The sequence below is a fragment of the Geodermatophilus sp. SYSU D00696 genome, from assembly GCF_054050235.1.
Window position 1 is genome coordinate 107,122 of record NZ_JBJGYY010000005.1, and the last position, 21,540, is coordinate 128,661.

Annotated in this window: 20 protein-coding genes; 11 read left to right on the top strand and 9 right to left on the bottom strand. The window is 76.1% G+C overall.

Annotated elements, in window-relative coordinates; all coding sequences use genetic code 11:
* Positions 1 to 171 precede the first annotated feature (171 nt).
* The 4 genes from ACI79O_RS05275 to ACI79O_RS05290 all read left to right on the top strand — a co-directional run bounded on the left by ACI79O_RS05275 (position 172) and on the right by ACI79O_RS05290 (position 3,143).
* On the top strand, positions 172 to 468 hold the full coding sequence (locus ACI79O_RS05275) for a hypothetical protein (RefSeq protein WP_456874947.1): 297 nt from the start codon (positions 172 to 174) through the stop codon (positions 466 to 468).
* Between the two features lie 130 nt (positions 469 to 598).
* Positions 599 to 919 carry a GNAT family N-acetyltransferase gene (locus tag ACI79O_RS05280; protein ID WP_456887387.1) on the top strand — a complete coding sequence of 107 codons (321 nt, stop codon included), beginning with the start codon at positions 599 to 601 and terminating at the stop codon, positions 917 to 919.
* Positions 920 to 967: 48 nt separating this feature from the next.
* Positions 968 to 2,341: a cryptochrome/photolyase family protein gene (locus tag ACI79O_RS05285; protein WP_456913517.1), complete on the top strand. Its 1,374-nt coding sequence runs from the start codon at positions 968 to 970 to the stop codon at positions 2,339 to 2,341.
* Entirely contained in the window at positions 2,334 to 3,143 is an 810-nt protein-coding gene (locus ACI79O_RS05290) for an Fpg/Nei family DNA glycosylase (RefSeq protein ID WP_456887389.1), read from the top strand. The genes ACI79O_RS05285 and ACI79O_RS05290 overlap by 8 nt, the downstream gene beginning before the upstream one ends.
* 83 nt (positions 3,144 to 3,226) lie before the next feature.
* On the opposite strand, the gene ACI79O_RS05295 is transcribed toward ACI79O_RS05290, so the two are convergent.
* Complete coding sequence (locus tag ACI79O_RS05295; RefSeq protein ID WP_456887390.1) at positions 3,227 to 3,538, bottom strand: putative quinol monooxygenase; 312 nt, start codon at positions 3,536 to 3,538, stop codon at positions 3,227 to 3,229.
* An 80-nt stretch (positions 3,539 to 3,618) separates the two neighbouring features.
* On the opposite strand from ACI79O_RS05295, the gene ACI79O_RS05300 reads away from it, so the two are divergent.
* Positions 3,619 to 5,010: an FAD-dependent oxidoreductase gene (locus ACI79O_RS05300; RefSeq protein WP_456887391.1), complete on the top strand. Its 1,392-nt coding sequence runs from the start codon at positions 3,619 to 3,621 to the stop codon at positions 5,008 to 5,010.
* On the opposite strand, the gene ACI79O_RS05305 is transcribed toward ACI79O_RS05300, so the two are convergent.
* Positions 5,007 to 6,071 (bottom strand): inositol monophosphatase family protein, encoded by a 1,065-nt coding sequence (locus tag ACI79O_RS05305; RefSeq protein ID WP_456887392.1) that lies wholly within the window; start codon positions 6,069 to 6,071, stop codon positions 5,007 to 5,009. The genes ACI79O_RS05300 and ACI79O_RS05305 overlap by 4 nt on opposite strands.
* Before the next feature lie 68 nt (positions 6,072 to 6,139).
* Here ACI79O_RS05305 and ACI79O_RS05310 point away from each other — a divergent pair, with 68 nt between their 5' ends.
* Complete coding sequence (locus tag ACI79O_RS05310) at positions 6,140 to 7,072, top strand: glycosyltransferase (protein ID WP_456887393.1); 933 nt, start codon at positions 6,140 to 6,142, stop codon at positions 7,070 to 7,072.
* Here the strand turns inward: ACI79O_RS05310 and ppc are convergent.
* Positions 7,069 to 9,876 carry a phosphoenolpyruvate carboxylase gene (gene ppc / locus ACI79O_RS05315; protein ID WP_456913518.1) on the bottom strand — a complete coding sequence of 936 codons (2,808 nt, stop codon included), beginning with the start codon at positions 9,874 to 9,876 and terminating at the stop codon, positions 7,069 to 7,071. The genes ACI79O_RS05310 and ppc overlap by 4 nt on opposite strands.
* Before the next feature lie 56 nt (positions 9,877 to 9,932).
* On the opposite strand from ppc, the gene ACI79O_RS05320 reads away from it, so the two are divergent.
* Positions 9,933 to 10,832 carry an SMP-30/gluconolactonase/LRE family protein gene (locus ACI79O_RS05320; RefSeq protein WP_456887395.1) on the top strand — a complete coding sequence of 300 codons (900 nt, stop codon included), beginning with the start codon at positions 9,933 to 9,935 and terminating at the stop codon, positions 10,830 to 10,832.
* A gap of 8 nt (positions 10,833 to 10,840) precedes the next feature.
* On the opposite strand, the gene ACI79O_RS05325 is transcribed toward ACI79O_RS05320, so the two are convergent.
* The 3 genes from ACI79O_RS05325 to ACI79O_RS05335 form a co-directional block, all read right to left on the bottom strand.
* On the bottom strand, positions 10,841 to 11,701 hold the full coding sequence (locus tag ACI79O_RS05325) for a tetratricopeptide repeat protein (protein WP_456887396.1): 861 nt from the start codon (positions 11,699 to 11,701) through the stop codon (positions 10,841 to 10,843).
* A gap of 115 nt (positions 11,702 to 11,816) precedes the next feature.
* Positions 11,817 to 12,995 carry an ABC transporter permease gene (locus tag ACI79O_RS05330; protein ID WP_456913519.1) on the bottom strand — a complete coding sequence of 393 codons (1,179 nt, stop codon included), beginning with the start codon at positions 12,993 to 12,995 and terminating at the stop codon, positions 11,817 to 11,819.
* A complete protein-coding gene (locus ACI79O_RS05335) occupies positions 12,992 to 13,918 on the bottom strand; it encodes an ABC transporter ATP-binding protein (RefSeq protein ID WP_456913520.1) in 927 nt (308 codons plus the stop codon). The genes ACI79O_RS05330 and ACI79O_RS05335 overlap by 4 nt, the downstream gene beginning before the upstream one ends.
* A gap of 138 nt (positions 13,919 to 14,056) precedes the next feature.
* On the opposite strand from ACI79O_RS05335, the gene ACI79O_RS05340 reads away from it, so the two are divergent.
* A complete protein-coding gene (locus tag ACI79O_RS05340) occupies positions 14,057 to 14,734 on the top strand; it encodes a UdgX family uracil-DNA binding protein (protein ID WP_456887399.1) in 678 nt (225 codons plus the stop codon).
* A 116-nt stretch (positions 14,735 to 14,850) separates the two neighbouring features.
* Here the strand turns inward: ACI79O_RS05340 and ACI79O_RS05345 are convergent, their stop codons facing one another.
* A complete protein-coding gene (locus ACI79O_RS05345) occupies positions 14,851 to 16,110 on the bottom strand; it encodes an MFS transporter (protein WP_456887400.1) in 1,260 nt (419 codons plus the stop codon).
* Positions 16,107 to 16,754 (bottom strand): pyridoxamine 5'-phosphate oxidase, encoded by a 648-nt coding sequence (gene pdxH, locus ACI79O_RS05350; RefSeq protein ID WP_456874932.1) that lies wholly within the window; start codon positions 16,752 to 16,754, stop codon positions 16,107 to 16,109. The genes ACI79O_RS05345 and pdxH overlap by 4 nt, the downstream gene beginning before the upstream one ends.
* Before the next feature lie 158 nt (positions 16,755 to 16,912).
* On the opposite strand from pdxH, the gene ACI79O_RS05355 reads away from it, so the two are divergent.
* A complete protein-coding gene (locus ACI79O_RS05355) occupies positions 16,913 to 18,043 on the top strand; it encodes a citrate synthase 2 (RefSeq protein WP_456887401.1) in 1,131 nt (376 codons plus the stop codon).
* 13 nt (positions 18,044 to 18,056) lie between these two features.
* Positions 18,057 to 19,172, top strand: coding sequence for a phosphoserine transaminase (gene serC / locus ACI79O_RS05360; RefSeq protein ID WP_456913521.1), 1,116 nt, complete (start codon positions 18,057 to 18,059; stop codon positions 19,170 to 19,172).
* 3 nt (positions 19,173 to 19,175) lie between these two features.
* Here serC and ACI79O_RS05365 read toward each other — a convergent pair whose 3' ends face one another.
* On the bottom strand, positions 19,176 to 20,429 hold the full coding sequence (locus ACI79O_RS05365; RefSeq protein WP_456887403.1) for an osmoprotectant NAGGN system M42 family peptidase: 1,254 nt from the start codon (positions 20,427 to 20,429) through the stop codon (positions 19,176 to 19,178).
* A 200-nt stretch (positions 20,430 to 20,629) separates the two neighbouring features.
* Between ACI79O_RS05365 and sepH the strand changes: the two genes are divergently transcribed.
* Positions 20,630 to 21,511 (top strand): septation protein SepH, encoded by an 882-nt coding sequence (gene sepH / locus ACI79O_RS05370; protein ID WP_456874928.1) that lies wholly within the window; start codon positions 20,630 to 20,632, stop codon positions 21,509 to 21,511.
* Positions 21,512 to 21,540 lie beyond the last annotated feature (29 nt).

The following is a 21,540-nucleotide window of genomic DNA, read 5'->3' on the forward strand; positions in this document are numbered from 1 at the left end:
CGTCACGACGGGTCACTCGTCGATCTCGCCGCGCAATTGCGATCTCGTCGCGCCATTGTCCGGTCGGCACGCAGTTCGGAGGACCGGGTCACCGTCCGTCGCCCGACCGTCGTCCGGCACGGACGGCGCGGCCGGCTGACGACCGGAGCCCGGCACGGGTATGGACCGTCCATGGCGACGCGCAACGCGGCGGTCGCGGCCGCCGGTCAGTGGACCGACCCCGACGACGGCATCCGCTACCCCTCGGGCGAGGTCCACGCGTGGGAGCGGGGACGCAACGAGACCGTCTGCGGGCTGTCCCTGTCGCGGTCGCGGCTCACCCGCTTCCCGCACGTGAGCTGGGCCGACGTGCAGCCGGAGTCGGGCCGGCACGCGGAGGAGGTGCAGGCGGTCTGCCGGCGCTGCCGCGCCGGGCTGGGCGGCCGCCGGGACGAGCGCAGGTGGACGCGCACCGACCCCCGGCCCTGACCGCCAGAGGCGACCCGCCGGCGGGACACCCCGACGAGGGAAACCCTGGCGGCTCCGAGGCGTTACCGTTCCAGATGCACGACGTGACTCCGGCAACGGCGCCGGGGCGATGCGGAGGTGGCACAGCACGATGGAGACCACGGTGGTCGACGTCCCGGAACGGGGACGCTTCGAGGTGCGGGTCGGCGAGCGCGTCGTCGGGCTGGCCAGCTACCACGTCGAGAACGGCACGATGGCCCTGCCGCACACCGAGGTGGACCCCGCGATGGGCGGCCAGGGGCTCGGCAAGGCCCTGGTGCGGGGGGTCCTCGACGCCGCCCGCGAGCGGGGACTGACCGTCCTCCCCTACTGCTCCTTCGTGCGCCACTACATCCAGCAGCACCCGGACACGCTGGACCTGGTCGCCGACGAGGACAAGCCCCAGTTCGGGCTGGCCACCGCCGACCGCTGACCGGGCGCTGACCTGCGGTCCCGTGCCGGGAGACATAACCTGGCGCGGGTGCCGACAGCACTCCTCTGGTTCCGCCGCGACCTCCGGCTCACCGACCACCCGGCGCTGCTGGCCGCGATCGACGCCGCTGGCGCCGGCGGGACCGTGGTGCCCGTCTTCGTCGTCGACCCGCGGCTGTGGGAGACCTCGGGCCGGCCGCGGCGGGAGTTCCTGCGCGGCTGTCTGGCCGACCTGCGCGAGCAGACCGGCGGGGCGCTGGTCGTCCGCCCGGGCGACCCGGCGCGGGTGCTGCCCGACCTGGTCCGCGAGACCGCCGCGGCGAGCGTGCACGTGTCCGCGGACGCCGGCGTCTACGGCCGCGCCCGCGACGCCGCCGTCGAGCAGGCGCTCGGCGCGGTCCCGTTCGTGCGCACCGGCTCGCCCTACGGCGTCACCCCCGGCCGGCTGACCAAGGACGACGGCACGCCGTTCAGGGTCTACTCGCCCTTCGCCCGCGCCTGGCGCGCCCGCGGGCTGCACTCCCCCGCACCCCGGCCGGACGACGTCGCCTGGGCCGACGGCGTCCCCACCGGGGACCTGCCGCCCGCGCAGGACCTCGAGGGCACCGTGCTGCCCCCGGCCGGGGAGCGGGCCGGCCGGGACGCGTGGGCGCTGTTCCGCGACCAGCGGCTGCTCGGCTACGCCGCCGGCCGCAACACCCCCGGCTCCGACGGCACCAGCCGGCTCTCGGCGCACCTGAAGTACGGCACCGTGCACCCGCGCACGCTGGTCGCCGAGGCGCAGCAGCTCGGGCAGGAGCACGCCGAGGCCGTGGACAAGTTCGTCGGCGAGCTGGTCTGGCGGGACTTCTACGCCGACGTCCTCTGGCACCGCCCCGAGACCGCCCGCGAGCCGTTCAACCCCCAGATGGCACGCATGCAGTACGACACCGGCCCGGTGGCCGACGAGCACTTCGCCGCCTGGGCGCAGGGCCGCACCGGCTACCCGATCGTCGACGCCGGGATGCGGCAGCTGCACGGCGAGGCCTACGTGCACAACCGGGTGCGGATGGTCGTGGCGTCGTTCCTGGTCAAGGACCTGCACATCGACTGGCGGCGCGGCGCCCGCTACTTCCTCGACCACCTCGTCGACGGCGACCTCGCGAGCAACCACCACGGCTGGCAGTGGGTGGCCGGCACCGGCACCGACCCCTCGCCGTACTACCGGGTGTTCAACCCGACCCGGCAGGGCCAGCAGTTCGACCCCGACGGCGTCTACGTGCGGCGCTGGGTGCCCGAGCTGCGCGAGGTCCCCGACCGGTACGTGCACGAGCCGTGGACCATGCCCGGCGGGCCCCCCGAGGGCTATCCCGCGCCGGTCGTCGACCACGCCGAGGAGCGCCAGGTGGCGCTGGCCCGGTACCAGGCGGTGCGCGGTGCCTGAGGGCCACACCCTGTTCCGGCTGGCGCGGGAGCAGTCGGAGCTGTTCGCCGGCCGCCCGGTGCACGTGACCAGCCCGCAGGGCCGCTTCGCCGCCGGGGCCGCGCTGCTCGACGGCCGCGTGCTCGAGGAGGTCACCAGCTACGGCAAGCACCTGTTCGCCGACTTCGGCGGGCACGTCCTGCACGTGCACCTGGGCCTGTACGGCACCTACACCACCGGGCCCGGCGACCCGCCGCCCCCGCGCGGGGCGCTGCGCATGCGCTGGACGGCCGACGGGCCGAAGGGCGAGGGCGTGTGGACCGACCTGCGCGGCGCCACGACCTGCGACGTCCTCACCCAGCCCGAGGTCGACGCGATCCTCGACCGGCTCGGCCCCGACCCGCTGCGCACCCGCCGCGGCGGGCCGCTGTCGCACGCGCGGGTGGGCCGCAGCCGGACGGCGGTCGGCGCGCTGCTGATGGACCAGTCGGTGCTGGCCGGGGTCGGCAACGTCTACCGCGCCGAGATCCTCTTCCGGCACCGCATCTCGCCGTTCCGCCCGGGCCGCGACGTCGGCGAGCAGGAGTGGCAGGCGCTCTGGGACGACCTGGTCGTGCTCATGCGCGCCGGAGTCCGGATGGGCCGGATCGTCACGACGCACCCGGCCGACCGCTCCCGCCGGTCGGGCGCGGTGCGCCGCGAGGACGCGCACTACGTGTACCGGCGCACCGGCCTGCCCTGCCGGATCTGCGCCACCGAGGTGCGGACCGAGGAGATGGTCGGCCGCAACCTCTACTGGTGCCCCGTCTGCCAGGCCGTGTGAGCGCCTGCCGAGATCACGTGATCTCGGCGCCCAGGACGGCTCACGGCGTCGAGATCACGTGATCTCGACGGAGGAGGCAGGCGTCAGAGGGCGCCCTTGGCGGGGTCGCCGGCGGGCACCGCGTCGAGGACGGTGACCGACGGCCGCTCGGTCAGCTTGCCCTCGAGCCGCCCCGACAGCGCGCTGAGCGGCTCGGCCTTCCCGTGCGCGGCCAGCGCCTCCGGGCTCTCCCACTTCTCCACCATCACGAGCGCGCCGTCGCGGCCCTCGTGCAGCGAGTAGCGCTCGCAGCCGGGCTCCTCGTGCACCCGCGGCACGGTGTCGAGGACGGCCTGGCGGACCTCGTCGGCGTGCTCGGGCTTGGGGCTGATGGTGGCGACGACGACGACGGACACGGGCGGTCCCCTCCGGTGGTGCGGTGTGTTGTGGACGGTGATCTGGCGCACCACTACCCCGCCGGGCCAGGATCCCAGTCGTGGCGGACGAGAGTGCTCCGGAAGTCGACCGGCCGCTGCGGGTGGCCGTGGTGGGCGCCGGCCCGGCCGGCATCTACACCGCGGAGGCCCTGACCCGCCGTGCGCCGGTCCCGGTGACCGTCGACCTGCTCGACCGGCTGCCCACCCCTTTCGGCCTGGTCCGGCACGGCATCGCGCCCGACCACCCGAAGATGCGCGCCATCCGCGACACCCTGCACCGGGCGCTCGACGACCCCGGCGTGCGCTTCGTCGGCAACGTCGAGGTGGGCACCGACATCACCCTCGACGACCTGCGCGCGCACGTCGACGCCGTCGTCTACACCTACGGCGCGGCGCTGGACCGCCCGCTGTCCATCGACGGCGAGGACCTGCCCGGCAGCCTCGCCGCCACCGACCTGGTCGCCTGGTACTGCGGCCACCCCGACGCCGACCGCGGGAAGGTCGAGGCGGCGCTCGCCGGGGTGCGCCGCGCCGTCGTCGTCGGCGTCGGCAACGTCGCCCTCGACGTCGCCCGGGTGCTCGCCCGCGCCCCGCAGGAGCTCGAGCCCACCGACATGCCCCAGCACGTGCTCGACACCCTCGCCGCGGCCCCGGTCGAGGAGGTCACCGTGCTCGGCCGCCGCGGCCCCGCGCACGCCAGCTTCACCACCATGGAGCTGCGCGAGCTCGACGGGCTGGACCGGGCCACGGTGCTGGTCGACCCCGCCGACCTCGAGCTCACCCCGGCGGCCGAGGAGCGGATCGCCGGCGACCGCAACGCCAGCCGCAACCTCGCCGTCCTGCGCGAGTGGGCCGCCCACCGCCCCGAGCCCGGCCGGGTCCGGCTGCGGTTGCGCTTCTACCGCCGCCCGGTGCGCCTGCTCGGCGCCGACCGGGTCACCGGCGTGGAGGTCGAGCGGACGACGGTCGACGACGACGGCCGCGCGGCCGGCACCGGCGAGTACGAGGTGCTGCCCGCCGACCTGGTGGTGCGCTCGGTCGGCTACCGCGGGGAGGGCCTGCCCGGGCTGCCGGTCGACCAGCGCACCGGCACCGTGCCCAACGAGGACGGCCGGGTGGTCCGCGGCGGCGCCCCCTCGACCGGCGAGTACGTGGCCGGCTGGATCAAGCGCGGCCCCACCGGCGTCGTCGGCACCAACAAGCACGACGCCCGCGAGACCGTCGCGTCCCTGCTGGCCGACGCCGAGGCCGGCGTCATCCGCCCCTCGGGCGACCGCGACGACCTGGTGCAGACGCTGCGGGCCCGCGGCGCCGAGCCGGTGCTGCTGGAGGACTGGCGGGCCATCGACGCCGCCGAGGTGGCGCTGGGCGCCACGCGGGGCCGGGCGCGCACCACCCTGCACGAGCGTGAGTCGCTGCTGTCGGCGGTGCGGGCCGCAGCCGGACGCTAGGCCCGCACCGCGGCGATCAGGGCCCGCGCGGCCGGGTCGGACGCCGCGGCGACGAAGCGGATCAGCGTCCCGGTGTCCGGCCGCAGCCGTAGCGGCGCGCCGTCGGCGGTCAGCGCCACCCCGCCGGCCCCGGCCAGCACGGCCAGGGCGCCGGCGACGTCGTGCACGTGCGTGCCGCTGCGGTCGAGGTCGTGCCACGCGCCGGCCGACCCGTCGGCGACCAGGCACAGGTCGACGGCGGTGCAGCCGGTGATCCGCACCCGCGCGGCGGTCGCCGGCACCCGCACCACCCGGCCCGACGGGGCGACGACGGTGCTGCCCTCCCGGACCCGCGCCGGGACCCCGTCCCGCCAGGCCCCCGCGCCCGCGGTCGCCCACCAGCGCCGTCCCGACGACAGGTCGACCACCAGCCCGGCCACCGCCTCCCCGCGGTGGACCAGCGCGGCGGAGAAGGCCCACGGCGGCAGGCCGGCGCGGAAGTTGCCGGTGCCGTCGAGCGGGTCGAGCACGATCCAGGGCTGGTCCTCGCGCACCGACGGGTCGACCCGCTCCTCCGACAGCACCGGCACGCCGAGCGGGGCCAGCACCCCGGCCGCGGCGGCGTGCGCGGCCTCGTCGGCGGCGATCGACCAGCTGCCGTCGTCCTTGCGCTGGTCGCGCCCGGTGTCGCGGGCGAGCGCCACCGCCATCTCCACCCGGGTGGCGGCGAGCGCGGCCGCGTGCGCGAAGCGCTCGGTCAACGGCGCGTCCTCCGGCGGGGCCGCGACCTCGAGCACCCGGCCGGTGCCGGCGTCGCGGACCGACGAGCACCCCCAGGCGGAGGCGACGGCGAGCAGTGCGGCCCGGCCGGTCACCGCGGTGGACCGGTGCAGGACGACGGCCTCGGTGGTGCCCTCGTCGGTCCAGCGCCGGCGCAGGTGCGCCGCGGAGGAGTCGGCGACCAGCAGGCGGGCCCCCGGGTCGAGCAGCTCGGCGGCCAGCGCCGCGGGGCTCACGCCGAGCAGCGCCGCGGCGGCCCGCAGGTCGGCCCCCGAGGCCGCCGTCCGCATCGTGTCCGTCACGGTCCCCCCGCCGTCCGACCCCTGACCGGCACGGTAGGCCACCGGGGCCCGCCGGGTAGGGCGCCCCGGTGACCGTCTCCCCGCCCCGGCCGGCGCGCACCGGCATCGACGACGTCGACGTCGTCCTCCTCGTGCACCGCGAGCCGCCCGAGCTGCTCGCCCGCCACCACGCGGCGCTGGTGGCGGCCACCGGCCCGGGCTGGTGCGGCCGCGCGGTGCTCGTGGAGAACGACCCCGCGCCGGAGACCTCCGCCGCGGCGCGGCGGCACCTGCGCGCAGACCACCCCGGCGCCGACCGGCGGGTGCTCCGCTCGCCGCGCAACCTCGGCTTCGCCCGCGCCATGGACCTCGCGCTCGACGCCTGCCGCGGCCGCTACGTCGCCCTGCTGAACTCCGACGGCGAGCCGGAGCCGGGCATGCTGCACCGGCTCGCCGAGGTCCTCGACGCCGAGCCCCGCGCGGTCTGGGCGGCCCCCGCCGTCGAGGGCCCCGGCGAGGACGACGACCCGCCCGGCCCGCCGTTCGCCGCCGACGACCTCCCGGGCACCGCCCTGCTGGTCCGCCGGGCGGAGTTCCTCGCCGCCGGCGGGTTCGACCCGCTGTACTTCTTCTACAACGAGGACCGGGACGCCTCGCTGCGGCTGCGCGCCGCCGGGCACCTGCTGCTGCGCGTCCCCGGCACCCGCTTCCGGCACGGCAAGGACGGGCCGCGGGCCGGGCTGCTGCGCGAGTGGCACTACGCCCGCACGGCGCAGGTGCTGGTGCCCCTGCACGCCCGCCGCCCGGTCCGCGGGACGGCGGCCTTCCTCGCCCGGCGGCCCCGGGCGGTCGCCGAACACCTGCGCGAGGGCGACCCGGCCGGCGCCGCCGGCATCGCGCTGGCCCTCCTCGAGCTCCCCCGCGCACTGGTCCTCGCCGCCGCCCGGCGCCGCCGGCCGTGGGACGGCGACCGGCTGGCCGCCTGGCTCGACCGCCACCGCCTGCCGCTGACCGGGCTCTAGCCCGAGTTCCGCAGCGCCGTCGCGATCCCGTTGATCGTCAGCTGGATGTTGCGGCGCACCAGCTCGTCGTCGTCGCCGGTGCGGCGACGGCGCAGCATCTCCACCTGCAGGTGGTGCAGCGGCTCCAGGTAGGGGAAGCGGTTGCGGATCGAGCGCACCAGCGACGGGTTGTCGGCCAGCAGGTGGTCGTCGCCGGTGACGGCCAGCAGCACCCGGCAGGTGCGCTCGTGCTCGGCGGTGATCTGGTCGAACACCCGCGCCCGCAGCTCCTCGTCGGGCACCAGCCCGGCGTAGCGGGCGGCGAGGTCGAGGTCGGTCTTGGCCAGCACCATGCCCATGTTCGACAGGACCGTGCGCAGGAACGGCCAGCGCCGGTGCAGCTCCTGCAGCCGGGCCAGGCGCGCCGGGTCGCCGTCGATCCACGCCTCCAGCGCGGTCCCGGTGCCGTACCAGCCGGGCAGCATGATCCGCGCCTGCGACCAGCTGAACACCCACGGGATGGCCCGCAGGTCGGCGATGCGGTCACCGGCCTTGCGCGAGGGCGGGCGGCTGCCGATGTTGAGCTCGGCCAGCTCGCGGATCGGCGTCGCGGCGCGGAACCAGTCCACGAAGCCGGGGGTCTCGTGCACCAGCGCCCGGTAGGCGGCCTGCGCGCGGGCGGCGAGGTCGTCGAGCAGCGCGTAGGCCTCCTCGGCGTCGTCGCCGAGGCCCTCGACGTCGAGCAGCGTGGCCTCCAGGGTGGCCGCGACCAGCGCCTCGAGGTTGCGCCGCGCGAGGTCGGGCTCCCCGTACTTGGCCGCGATGACCTCGCCCTGCTCGGTGATCCGCAGCGCGCCGGCCACCGCGCCGGGCGGCTGGGCGCGGATGGCCTCGTAGCTGGGCCCGCCGCCGCGGCCGACCGTGCCGCCGCGGCCGTGGAACAGCCGGATCCGCACGCCCTCCCGCCGCGCCACGTCCACCAGCGCGAGCTCGGCCCGGTACAGCGCCCAGTTCGCCGCGAGGTAACCGCCGTCCTTGTTGCTGTCGGAGTAGCCGAGCATGACCTCCTGCGCGTCGCCGCGGGCGGCCACCAGCGCCCGGTACAGCGGCTGGGCGAGCACGGCGGTCATCGTCTCGCCGGCGCCCTGCAGGTCGGCGATCGTCTCGAACAGCGGCGAGATCCCGACCGGGCAGCTGGGCCCGTCCTCGCCGTCGGGGTCGAGCAGGCCGACCTCCTTGAGCAGGACGGCGACCTCGAGCACGTCGCTGACCGACTCGCACATGCTGATCACGTAGTTCGGGATCGCCCGCGGACCCAGCAGCGCCACCTGCTCGGCCGCGGCGACCAGCAGGTCGAGCTCTCCGCGGGCGAGCTCGGAGAGCTGGGCGTCCGGGCGCACCAGCGGCCGCCGCATCCGCAGCTCACCGGCGAGCAGCTCCACCCGCGCCGCCTCGTCGAGCGCGGCGTAGTCGGCGCACACCCCGGCCCAGGCCAGCAGCTCCGCGACGACCTCCTCGTGGACGGCGGAGTTCTGCCGCATGTCGAGCCCGGCGAGGTGGAACCCGAAGACCTCGACGGCGTCGCGCAGCCGCGCCAGCCGGTCGTCGGCCAGCGCCCCGGCGCCGTGGCTGCGCAGCGAGGCGTCGACGACGGCGAGGTCGGCGAGCAGCTCGTCCGGGTCGTCGTAGGGCGGCAGGTCGGCGACCGGCGGGACGCCCGGCACCCGCCCGAGGACCCGCCGCGCGGTGGCCGCCAGCCGGGCGTGGATGCCGTTGACCGCACGCCGGTAGGGCTCGTCGGCGCGGAACGGCGAGTCGTCGCGGGAGGCCTCGGCCAGGTGCGCCAGCTGCGGCGTCGGCGTCACCAGCCGGTCGGACATCGACAGCTCGCGGTAGAGCTCGACCAGCTCGGCGAGGTGGTGGGACAGCGCCGTCTCCGCGTGCCGGGTGCTGGCCCGGCGGACGGCGTCGGCGGTGACGAACGGGTTGCCGTCGCGGTCGCCGCCGATCCACGAGCCCGGCTGCAGCACCGGCCGGGTGGGCAGGCCGCTGCCGGGCCAGCGTGCGCCCAGCTCCCGGCGCAGGTCGGCGTTGATCTCGGGCACCACCCGGAACAGCGACAGGTCGTAGTAGCGCAGCGCCTCGTCGATCTCGTCGGTCAGTCGCAGCCGCGACAGCCGCAGCAGCGCCGTCTGCCAGAGCGTGAGCACCGAGCGCTCCAGCGCCCCGGACCAGGCGGCCTCGTCGACCTCGCCCGGCGCCATCCGGTCGCGCTGCCGGATCAGCTCGGTGACCTGGTGCTGCACCTGGGAGATCGTCTTGCGCCGCACCTCGGTGGGGTGGGCGGTGACCACCGGGACCACCAGCGCGCCGGCCAGCTCGCGCGCGACGACGTCGGGGTCGAGGCCGGCGCGGTCGAGCAGCGCGAAGGTGGCCGCCAGGCTGCCGGGCTGGGGTGGTGACCCGGCGCGGCGGTGGTGCCGGCGGCGGCGCTCGTGGTGCAGGTCCTCGGCGAGGTTGGCCAGCAGCGAGAAGTGGCTGAACGCGCGGATGACGTGGTTGGCGGCCCGCACGTCGAGGTCGCCCAGGCGGTGCGCGAGGCCGGCGCGGTCGGCCTCCGAGCGGCGCACCGCGAACGCCTGCAGCCGGGTGGACTCGACCAGGTCGAGCACGTCGTCGCCGGACTGCTCGCGGATGACCTCGCCGAGCACCCGGCCCAGCAACCGGATGTCCTCGCGCAGCGGGGCGTCGTCGGCCCGGCCGTTCCCCTCGGGGACGCGCCCGGGCAGGCGGAGGTCGGCGACGTCGACGGTGGCTTCCGACATGGCCGCAGTATCGACCGTCCGTGTGACGGGCAGGTGTCGCGGGCACCCCGGCGACCGTGCTGACGCTGCGCGCCACCCCCGCCTCCCCCGCGCCCGCCGACCACGGCGAGGGCCCCACCTGGGACGACGCCCGTGGCGAGCTGCTGTGGGTCGACATCTCGGCCGGCACGGTGCACCGCGGCGTCGTCGACGGCGACGACGTGCGCGCCACCGGCTCGCTGCACGCCGGAGACACCGTGGGCGTCGCCGTCCCCGCCGCGTCCGGGGGCTGGCTGGCCGGCGCCGGCGGCGGGTTCACCCACCTGACCGAGGACGGCACCGCGCGGGTGCTGGTGGACCTGGCCGGCGAGGGCGGCGGCGAGGCCGACGGCGGGACGCGCATGAACGACGGCAAGTGCGACCGTGCCGGGCGCTTCTACGCCGGCACGATGGCCTTCGACCACCGGCCCGGCGCCGGCACGCTCTACCGGCTCGACACCGACGGCACCGTCACCACCGTGCGCGACGGGCTGACCGTCTCCAACGGCCTGGGCTGGTCGCCCGACGGCCGCACGGTCTACCTCGCCGACTCCGGCCCCGGCCTGGTGCACGCCTTCGCCTACGACCCCGGCACCGGCGCGTTCGGCGAGGGCCGGGTGCTGCTGGAGACCGGCGGTCCCGACGGCGTCGCCGACGGGCTGACCGTCGACGACGAGGGCTGCCTGTGGACGGCGATGTGGGGCGGCGGGCAGGTGCGCCGCTGGTCCCCCGAGGGCGACCTGCTCGCCGTCGTGGAGGTGGGGGTGGCCCACACGTCGAGCTGCGCGTTCGCCGGGGACCTGCTGGTGGTGAGCACCGCGCGGGGCGAGGAGGACGAGCCCGACGCCGGCCGGCTGTTCACCGTCCGGCCGGGGGTCTCCGGCCCGCCCGCGCAGCCCTACCGCGGCCCGCTGGCGGGCCTCCGCCAGGTGGCGTAGACCCGGGGTCAGCTGTCCTGGAGCAGCGCCAGCGCGGCGGCGGCCAGCTGGTCGCCGGCGTCGGCGCCGCGCCGGAACTCCTCGGCGGCGCCGGCGAGGTCGCCGCGGTCGGCCAGCAGCACGCCCAGGTTGTGGTGACAGTAGGCGTCACCGGCCTGGATGCCGGCGCGGTAGGCCTCCTCGGCCGCCTCGTCGTCGGCGAGCTCCTCGCGGTAGAGGTTGCCCAGAGGCAGCCAGGCCACCTGCTCGCCGAGCTTGGCCCCGCGCTCGAGCACCGAGCGGGCCTCGGCGGCGCGGCCGGTCTGCAGCAGCAGCGCGGCGAGGTCGGCCCGGGCCGCGGCGAAGTGGGCGGCACCGGCGCGCAGCCGGTCCTCCAGCGCCGGGTCGAGGGTGGCGCACCACTGCCAGCAGGCCGCGACGGCGTCGGCCTCCTCGTCGCCGGCCTCGGCCAGCTCCCGGGCCACCGCCAGAGCCTCCTCCCGCTCGCCCTGCTCGCGCAGGAGGAACGCCAGCTGCAGGCCGCCTTCGGTGTCGCCGGCCTCGGCGGCGCCCCGGTAGGCGGCCATGGCGCCGGCGAGGTCGCCGAGCTGCTCGAGCACCAGGCCGAGGTTGCGCCAGGCGTCGTCCTCGCCGCCGGACAGCGCCACCTGGTAGGCCTCCGCGGCCTCGGTCCAGCGCTCCTGCGCGGCGAGGCTGTTGCCCAGGTCGTAGTAGCCGGTGACGTCGCCGAGGGCCGCCGCGCGGCGGAAGCACCACTCGGCGTCGGTCTGCCGGCCGGCCTCGGCGAGGTCGCAGCCCAGCTCGATGAGCTCGTCGGCGTCCTCGGAGGCCTGCAGCCGCCAGAGGCGCGCGTCCAGGTCCTCCGTCATGACGCCGATGATGTCGGCCCTGACCTGGGCGCACGCCCTCCCTGGGGGTGAGGTCACCCCAACGTGTCCGGCGCTCGTCCCCGCGGGTGTCCCCCGCCCGCGACGGGCCCGCGGCTCACGCCCCGCCGGCCCGCAGGGCCTCCTTCAGCTTGGTCTTCCCGCTGGTCCGCAGCAGGGCGCCGGAGTAGACCCGCCCACCCAGCCGGACCACCAGCGCGATGGCCACGAGCATGAGCGCGACGGCGAGACCGACCTCCCACAGCGCCACGTCCCCGGCGGCCTGCCGCACCGGCATGACCATCGGCGAGAGGCCCGGCACGTAGGAGGTCACCACGGCCAGCGTGCCGGCCGGGTCGCCGGCGGCCTGGACGGCGATGAAGAAGCCGACGATGAGCACCAGCGACGCCGGGGTGAGCACGCTGCCGAGGTCCTCCTGCCGGCTGACCAGCGAGGCGGCGACGGCGAACAGCGAGGCGTAGAGCGCGTAGCCGAGGACGAACCAGAACAGCAGCCACAGCACCGTGCCGACCAGCTCCCCGGGCAGGTCCACGACGTCGAAGGCCAGCGCGCCGGTGACGCCGACGACCGCGATGACCGCGATCTGCCCGAGGCCCAGCACGCCGAGGCCGAGGATCTTCCCGGCCAGCAGCTGCCACGGCCGCATCGTGGCCAGCAGCAGCTCGACCACCCGGCTGGCCTTCTCCTCCACCACGCCCTGCGCGACGAACTGGCCGAAGAGGATCAGCAGGCTGTAGAGCACCACCACGCCGATGATCGCGACGACGGTGCGCTGGCCGTCCCCCTCGGCGTCGTCGAGGGCGGTCACCGTGACCTGCGGCAGGTCGGCGGGGTCGACCCCGGCCTCGGCCAGCACGGCGCCCAGCGCCACGCTCGACACCGCACCGGACACCACCGCCTCGAGCGTCGGGTCGGGCTCGCGCACCACCAGCTCGGTGCCGGCGCCGGCGCCGGCGAGCACGGCCGCGTCGACGGTCTCGTCCTCGACGGCGGCGCGGGCGGCGGCGTCGTCGCCGAAGGGCTCGACGGCGACGTCGACGTCGAGCGCGGTCGCCTGCGCCTCGATGGCGGCAGCGACCTGCCCGTCGTCGCCGGCGACGCCGATCCGGGCCGTGTCCTCCCCGGAGTTGACGACCACCTGGAACACCAGGATGCCGACGATGAGCAGGACCATCACCGCCGAGCTGACGATGAAGGTCTTGTCTCGCAGCCGGGTGGAGACCTCGCGGGCCGCGACCAGCCGGACCAGCCGGCCGCTGGACAGCGGCGCGCTCACGCGGCCACCTCCTCGCGGGCCCGCTGCTGCGCCGGGTCGGCGACGGCCTCGCGGAACAGCTCGACCAGGGTGGCCTGGCGCCAGGCGAAGTGGCCGACCCGGCCGGTGCGCAGCGCGGCGGCGAGCACGGCCTGGTCGTCGGCGCCGTCGGCGAGCTCGAGGAGCGTGTCTCCGGCCTGCTCGGAGACGACGCGGACGCCGGGGAGCGCGGCGGCCCAGCCCGGCGCGGCGTCGGGGACGACGACCCGCAGCACCCGGCCGGCCTCCCGCCGGCGCAGCTCCTCGACGGTGCCGGTGGCGACCATGCGGCCGCGGGCGAGGATGCCGACCGAGTCGCACAGCCGCTCGACCAGGTCGAGCTGGTGGCTGGAGAAGACGACCGGCACGCCGGCGCGGCACTGCTCGAGCAGCGCGTCGGCCAGCGCGTCGACGCCGACCGGGTCCAGCCCGCTGAACGGCTCGTCGAGGATGAGCACCTCGGGCCGGCTGACCAGCGCGGCGGCCAGCTGCACGCGCTGCTGGTTGCCCAGCGACAGCTCCTCGACCCGGGACCGGCGACGCTCGCCCAGCCCCAGCCGGCCGGCCCACTCCTCGGCGGCGCGGGCGGCCGCGGCGGCGTCGAGCCCGTGCAGCCGGGCGAAGTAGGTCAGCTGCTCGCCGACGTGCATCTTCGGGTAGAGGCCGCGCTCCTCGGGCATGTACCCGACGCGGCGACGCGTCTCCTCGTCCAGTGGCCGCCCGCGCCAGCGGACCTCTCCGGCGTCGGCCCGGGCCAGACCCATCGCGATCCGCATGGTCGTCGTCTTCCCGGCCCCGTTGGACCCGCAGAAGCCGAACATCGAGCCGGGGGCGACGGTGAAGCCGACGCCCTCCAGCACGTGGTTGTCCCCGTAGCTCTTGTGGAGCCCGTCGAACTCGAGCACCGCTCCTCATCCCGTCGTCAGCCCCGTGCGCCGCCGACGCTATCGGGGCCCGCGCCGCCGCCGACAGGTTCCGGCCCGGGACGGGATCGGAACGTGATCCACCTCGCGCGCCCGCCGGACCTGCGGTGTCATCGGTCCATGAGCCAGGAGAACCACCCCGCACACCCACCGTCGGGTGTCGGGCTCGAGGGGTTGCGCGCCGCGGCGGCCGGCTGCCGCGCCTGCGAGCTGTGGGAGCCGGCCACCCAGACGGTGTTCGGCGAGGGCCCGGAGACGGCGCGGATCGTGTTCGTCGGCGAGCAGCCCGGTGACCAGGAGGACCGCAAGGGCGAGCCGTTCGTCGGCCCGGCCGGCCGGCTGCTCGACCGGGCGCTGACCGAGGCCGGCATCGAGCGCCGGGACGCCTACGTCACCAACGCGGTCAAGCACTTCCGGTTCACCCCGACGGCCAAGCGGCGGATCCACCAGTCGCCCGGCGCCGAGCACATCCGCGCCTGCCGCCCGTGGCTGGAGGCCGAGTTCGAGGTGCTCAAGCCCGAGGTCGTCGTCTGCCTGGGCGCGACCGCGGCCAAGGCGCTGATCTCGCCGTCGTTCCGGATCACCAAGGAGCGCGGCAAGCTCATGCCCTGGACGCCGCCGGGCGTCGCGCGGGCCGAGGACGGCGTCGACGAGCCCGACGAGGACGCGCCGCACCAGACCTGGATGCTGGCCACCGCGCACCCCTCGGCGGTGCTGCGGGTGCCCGAGGAGGACCGGCCGAAGGCCTACGACGCGCTCGTGGCCGACCTGCGCGTGGTGGCCGGGGCGCTCGCGTAGCCGTGCCCCACCGCCGGGCCTGCCGCCGGTCGAGTGGGCAGTCGTGGTCGGAGACGCGCGACGACTCGCCGGGTGTGGCGACCGCCAGTGCTCACTCGCCCCGGGCAAGCCGACGGCTACGGGACCGCGCGCGAGGCGCGGAAGTGCAGGAACGAGGGCACCAGCAGCGCCACGACCGCCATCGCCACCACCACGACGACGCCGCCGGACACCATCGCCGCGCTGACACCCGCCGCGCTGGCCACCGCCCCGGCGCGCAGGTCGCCCAGCCGCGGGCCGCCCGCGACCACCACGAGGAAGACGCCCTGCATGCGCCCGCGCATCTCGTCGGGCGCGGCCGTCTGCAGCATCGACGAGCGCAGCACGGCGCTGACCATGTCGCCGGCGCCGGCGACCGCGAGGAACAGCACGGCCAGCCACAGCGTGGGCGCGAGCCCGAACCCGATGATCGCGATGCCCCACACGACGATGGCGGCCAGCACGACGGCGCCCTGCCGGTCGACCCGCGAGACCCAGCCCGAGGTCAGCCCCATGAGCAGCGCGCCGATGGAGACGCCGGCGAACAGCCAGCCCAGGCTGTTGGGCGACCCCTCGAACCGCGTCTGCGACAGCTCCGGGAACACCGCCTGCGGCCAGGCGAAGAGCATCGCGACGACGTCGACGACGAAGGTCATCAGCAGCACCGGCTGGGTGCGCAGGAAGGTGAACCCCTCCCCCACCCCGCGGACGGCGGCGCCCAGCCGCAGCGGCCCGGTCCGCCCGCCCGGCGGCAGCGCCGGCAGGCCGCGCAGCAGCAGGACGGCGACCAGGAACCCGAGCGCGTCGACGGCGTAGGCGAGGAACAGGTCCCCGACGCCGATGAGCACGCCGGCCAGCAGCGGCCCGGCGATGACCCCGACCTGCCGCACGGTCATCGCCAGCGCGTTGGCCGCCGGCACCTGCCCGGGGCCGACCAGCGCGGGGATGACCGCGCTGCGGGTGGGCTGGTTGACGGCGCTGAAGCCCGAGACCGCGGCCACCAGCACCCACAGCAGGACGAGGTTCCCGCCGCCGGGCAGCAGCGCCTGCACCGCCAGCAGTGCGCTGGTCACCGCCGACCCGGCACCGGTGACCAGGAGGAGCCGGCGGCGGTCCATCGCGTCGGCGATCGCGCCCCCGAGCAGCCCGAACACGACCAGCGGCACGAGCGCGACGACCGAGGTGACGCCCACCAGCAGCGAGGAGCCGGTGAGGTCGTAGACCTGGAAGGGGACGGCGACCAGCGTCATCTGCTGGCCGAGCATGGTGGCCGCGACGCCCCAGAACAGCCGCCGGTAGCCGGGGTCGCGCAGCGGCGAGGTGTCGATCGCCCAGGAGCGCCGGGGTGGTGCCGTCACGGGGCCAGCCGCTGGAGCACCCAGCCGCCGCCCTCCTCGTCGTCGCGGACGAAGCGCAGCCGGTCGTGCAGCCGGCCTGCGCCGCCCTGCCAGAACTCCACCCGCTCGGGCACCACCCGGTAGCCGCCCCACACCGGCGGCCGCGGCACCTTCTCCGTCGTCGTCCCCTCGTCGAGCAGCCGCACCCGCGCCTCGAGCTCCTCCCGGGAGTCGACGACGGTGGACTGCACCGAGGCGACGGCGGACAGCTGGGCCTCGCGCGGGCGGGGGTCCCACAGGTCGTCGGAGGCGGTGTCGCCGATCCGCTCGACCCGGCCGGTCACCCGGACCTGCCGCTGCAGCGCGTGCCACGGGAAGACCAGCGCCGCGCGCGGGTTGGCCGCCAGCTGCGCGCCCTTGGCCGAGGCGTAGCTGGTGCCGAAGACGAACCCGGCCTCGTCGTAGCCCTTGAGCAGCACGATGCGGGCGTCCGGGGCGCCGTCGGCGTCGGCGGTGGCCACCACGACCGCGTTGGGCTCGGGGACCCCGGCGGCGACGACGTCGCGGAACCAGCGGTCGAACTGCTCGACCCAGGTGGGTGCGAGGTCCTCCTCGCGCAGTCCGGGGCGGTCGTAGTCCCTGCGCATGCGGGAGAGGTCGGCCACCCCGCCATGCTGACACCGCGCCCGGGAGCCGGTGCCCGGCGCCTCCGCTGGGCGGCAGCCCCCCGTGGAGCACAGCCGCAGGCGGGGCCTAGGGTCGCGGTGCAGTCGTGCGGCATGGCCTGTGCGCGCACGCGGTCCGCACCAGGGAGGCACGCGAGATGGCCGACGACTTCGTACCCGGCCTGGAGGGCGTCATCGCCTTCGAGACCACGATCGCCGAGCCCGACAAGGACGGCGGGTCCCTGCGCTACCGCGGGGTCGACATCGAGGACCTGGTCGGCAAGATCACCTTCGGCAACGTGTGGGCGCTGCTGGTCGACGGCAAGTTCGGCCCGGGGCTGCCCCCGGCCGAGCCGTTCCCGATCCCGGTGCACAGCGGCGACGTGCGCGTCGACGTGCAGGCCGCGCTGGCGATGCTGGCACCGTTCTGGGGCTACCGCCCGCTGCTGGACATCAGCGACGAGGAGGCCCGCGACCAGCTCGCCCGGGCCGCGGTCATGGCACTGTCCTACGTCGCCCAGTCCGCGCGCGGCATCGGCGTCCCGGCCGTGCCGCAGAGCCGGATCGACGAGGCCTCGACCATCGTCGAGCGGTTCATGGTCCGCTGGCGCGGCGAGCCCGACCCCCGCCACGTCGCCGCCGTCGACGCCTACTGGACCTCGGCCGCCGAGCACGGCATGAACGCCTCCACGTTCACCGCCCGTGTCATCGCCTCCACCGGCGCCGACGTCGCCGCGGCGATGTCCGGCGCGATCGGCGCCATGTCCGGCCCGCTGCACGGCGGTGCCCCCTCCCGGGTGCTGCACATGCTCGACGGCGTCGAGCAGGCCGGCGACGCGGAGAAGTACGTGAAGGACCTGCTCGACCGCAAGGAGCGGCTGATGGGCTTCGGGCACCGGGTGTACCGGGCCGAGGACCCCCGCGCCCGCACGCTGCGCAAGGCCGCCAGGGAGCTCGCCGCCCCGCGCTTCGAGGCCGCGCTGGCGCTGGAGAACGCCGCGCTCAAGGAGCTGCGCGAGCGCCGTCCCGACCGGCCGATCGAGACCAACGTCGAGTTCTGGGCGGCGATCGTCCTCGACTTCGCCGAGGTCCCGAGCCACATGTTCACGTCGATGTTCACCTGTGCCCGCACCGCCGGCTGGTGCGCGCACATCCTCGAGCAGAAGCAGACCGGCCGCCTCGTGCGCCCGTCGGCCCGCTACGTCGGCCCCCCGGCGCGCCGGCCCGAGGAGGTCGACGGCTTCGACACCATCCAGGTCAAGTCCGTCAGCCAGGCCACCCCGGCCTAGTCGGAGGGCGCCCGTGAGCATCCAGGTCCCCGCCGACCTCCTCCCCGCCGACGGCCGGTTCGGCTGCGGCCCGTCGAAGGTCCGCCCGGAGGCGCTGCGGGCGCTCGCCTCCGACGGCGCCGGGATCATGGGCACCTCGCACCGCCAGGCGCCGGTCCGGGGTCTGGTCCGGCAGGTGCGCGAGGGGCTGGCCGAGCTGTTCGGCCTGCCCGACGGCTACGAGGTGGTGCTCGGCAACGGCGGCAGCACCGCGTTCTGGGACGTCGCGACGTTCGGCCTCATCCGGGAGCGCAGCGCGCACGGCAGCTACGGCGAGTTCTCCGCCAAGTTCGCCGCCGGGGTGGCCGGGGCGCCGTTCCTCGCCGAGCCGGTCGTCGTGACGGCCGCGCCGGGCTCGCTCGCCCTGCCCGAGGCGCAGCCCGGCGTCGACGCCTACGCCTGGGCGCACAACGAGACCTCGACCGGGGTGATGGCGCCGGTGGTGCGCCCGGCCGGGGCCGACGACGACGCGCTGGTGCTCGTCGACGCGACCAGCGGCGCCGGCGGCCTGCCGGTCGACGTCTCACAGGCCGACGTCTACTACTTCGCCCCGCAGAAGTCCTTCGCCTCCGACGGCGGGCTCTGGATCGCGCTGATGAGCCCGGCCGCCCTGCAGCGGGTCGGCGAGGTCAAGGCGTCGGGCCGGTGGATCCCCGGGTTCCTCGACCTGTCGACGGCCGTCGAGAACTCCGTCAAGGACCAGACCTACAACACCCCCGCCGTCGCCACGCTGTTCCTGCTGGCCGACCAGGTGCGCTGGATGCTCGGCCTCGGCGGGCTCCGCGGCGCCGTCGCGCGCAGCCAGGAGTCCTCGGGCCGGCTCTACGGCTGGGCGGAGAAGTCGCCGTACGCGACGCCGTTCGTGACCGAGCCCGACCAGCGCAGCCTGGTCGTGGGCACGATCGACTTCGACGAGTCGGTCGACGCCGCGGCCCTGGCCTCGACGCTGCGGGCCAACGGCGTCGTCGACGTCGAGCCCTACCGCAAGCTCGGCCGCAACCAGCTGCGGGTGGGCATGTTCCCCGCCGTCGACCCCGACGACGTCAGCGCGCTGACCGCCTGCATCGACTACGTGGTCGAGCGGCTCTAGGCCTCAGCGGGCCTGCTCGCCGTCGGCGGGCTGGACGGCGGTGCTCGGGAAGTCGCGCAGGTCGCCGGTGGGCGTGCGGTCCCAGCTGCGGAACGTGAGGTCGGTCTGCAGGTACAGCGCGACCAGCTCGGCGGTGGCGCGGATGCCGTCGAGGTGGGTGCGCTCGTTGCCGTGGCTGCCGTCGATGCCGAAGCCGATCAGCGCCGCGCGGGTGTTGGCCCCGGCCTCCAGCGCGGAGGCGGCGTCTGAGCGGTAGTACTTGTAGACGTCGCGGCGGTGCGGCACGTCGTGCACCCGGCACAGGTCGATCAGGTGGCGGGTCAGGTGGTAGTCGAACGGCCCGGTCGAGTCCTGCATCGCGACGTTGACGCAGTGCTCGGACGAGGACTGCCCCGGCGCGACCACCGAGGTGTCGATGGACACCAGCTCGGCCACGTCGGCGTCCAGGCCGTGGCTGGCGCCCAGGCCCACCTCCTCGGCGATGGTGACCAGCAGGTGCGCGGTGACCGGGACCTCGATGCCGTGGTCGAGGATCGCCTTGAACGCACCGAGCGCGGCCGCGATGCCGGCCTTGTCGTCGAGGTGACGGGAGTTGACGAACCCGCTGGAGGTGATCACCGGCTGGGCGTCGATGGCGACGAAGTCGCCGACCTGGATGCCCCGGCGCTCGAGGTCGGCCCGGCTGTGCACCACCTCGTCGACGCGGACCTCCACGTGGTCCCAGCCCACGCCCTGCTCGTCGACCTCGTCGCCGAAGCGGTGCCCGCTGGCCTTGATCGGCAGGATCGTGCCGGTGTGCCAGTAGTCGCCGGAGACGTCGTCGCTGAAGATCGTCACCCGCGCGCCCTCGGCGAAGCGGGCGCTGTGCGTGCCCACCGGCACGATCGCCAGCCGGCCGTTGTCCTTGAGCCCGCTGACCATGCAGCCGATCGTGTCGGCGTGCACGACCACGGTCCGGTCGGCGCCGGGCGAGCGGCTGGGCAGCTCGGCGATCAGCGCGCCGCGGCGGGTGACCTCGAAGTCCAGGCCGAGGTCGCGCAACTCACCGCCGATCAGCTGCATCGCGTGGTCGGTGCGCCCCGACGGGCTGGGGATGGTGAGCAGCTCCACCATCACGCGCTGGACGTAGTCCATGTCGATGGGCAGGCGCTTCTGGCCGGCGTCGACGGGCGAGGGCAGGAAGCGCTCGTTGGGCTCGGCGTCGTCACGTGTCTCGTCACGGACGAGGCCGGCGTCGTCCCGGGGACCGGTCAGCATGGAGCCCGAGTCTAGGGGCGGGCCGGATCCGGGCACGGCGGAGCGGGCCGCTCCGGGGCGGTGCCGCCCGCGCCCGCGGAGGTGATCTCGGTCCGCCACGCCGGGCGTCCTTCCGGCGCGCGGGCGCGTCCGCGGATAGCCTCGCCCGTGGCTCCGGTGCACCCCGGGCCCCCGCCACCGCCGCCCGAGGGAGGTCTCCCGTGCGCACGCTGCGCCTCGTGGGGCTGTCCGAGGACGGCCGGAGCCTGGTGCTCACCGTCGACGGCGGCGACGGCAGCGACGACGGCGAGCGCTTCGAGCTGCCGATCGACGACCGGCTGCGCGCCGCGGCCCGCGGGGACACCCGGCGGCTGGGCCAGATCGAGTCCGACGGCGGGCTCTCCCCCCGGGTGATCCAGGCCCGCATCCGCGCCGGGGAGACCCCCGAGCAGGTCGCGGCCGCCTCGGGCACCCGGGTCGAGCGGATCATGCGCTTCGCCCACACGGTGCTGCAGGAGCGCTCCCGCCTGGCCGAGCAGGCCCGCGAGGCCCGCGTGCGGCTGTCGGAGGGCGTGCCGGGCGCGCCGCTGCAGCAGTTCATGGCCGAGCGGCTGCGGCTGCTGGGCGCCGACCTCGACGCCGTCCGCTGGGACGCCGCCCGCTCCGAGGACGGCACGTGGGTGGTCACCGCCGCCTGGCGCGCCGGCACCAAGGAGGGCACCACGAACTGGGTCTACGACGTCCCGGCCCGCACGGTCGCCCCGCTCGACGCGGCCACCCGCGACTTCGCCGAGGGGACCCGCCTGGTCCGCGTCGTGCCCGGGGTGCCCGCCGAGCGCCCGGTCCTGCCGGTGCACCGCGCCGCCGCCGTGCCCGAGCGGCCGGTCCCCGAGCGGCCCGTGCCGCCGGCCGACGAGCCGCGTCCCGCCCCGGCCGAGCGCCGCACCGACCCCGCGGCCACCGACGCCGCCGACGACGAGGACGTCTCGGAGCACGACACGGTCGTGCTGCGCACCGGCGAGACCGACGGCGAGGACGAGGACCCGCGGGCCCGCGTGCCGGCCTGGGAGGACATCGTGTTCGGGGTCCGCCGCAACCGCTGAGCAGTACGCTCGCCGCACCGGACCGACGT

Bases quoted from the DNA above. Each gene is read 5' to 3' on its own strand.
- ACI79O_RS05325 (WP_456887396.1), bottom strand. From the start codon at position 11,701: ATGACGGAGGACCTGGACGCGCGCCTCTGGCGGCTGCAGGCCTCCGAG.
- ACI79O_RS05355 (WP_456887401.1), top strand. From the start codon at position 16,913: ATGGCCGACGACTTCGTACCCGGCCTGGAGGGCGTCATCGCCTTCGAG.
- ACI79O_RS05275 (WP_456874947.1), top strand. From the start codon at position 172: ATGGCGACGCGCAACGCGGCGGTCGCGGCCGCCGGTCAGTGGACCGAC.
- ppc (WP_456913518.1), bottom strand. From the start codon at position 9,876: ATGTCGGAAGCCACCGTCGACGTCGCCGACCTCCGCCTGCCCGGGCGC.
- ACI79O_RS05280 (WP_456887387.1), top strand. From the start codon at position 599: ATGGAGACCACGGTGGTCGACGTCCCGGAACGGGGACGCTTCGAGGTG.
- ACI79O_RS05340 (WP_456887399.1), top strand. From the start codon at position 14,057: ATGAGCCAGGAGAACCACCCCGCACACCCACCGTCGGGTGTCGGGCTC.
- ACI79O_RS05365 (WP_456887403.1), bottom strand. From the start codon at position 20,429: ATGCTGACCGGTCCCCGGGACGACGCCGGCCTCGTCCGTGACGAGACA.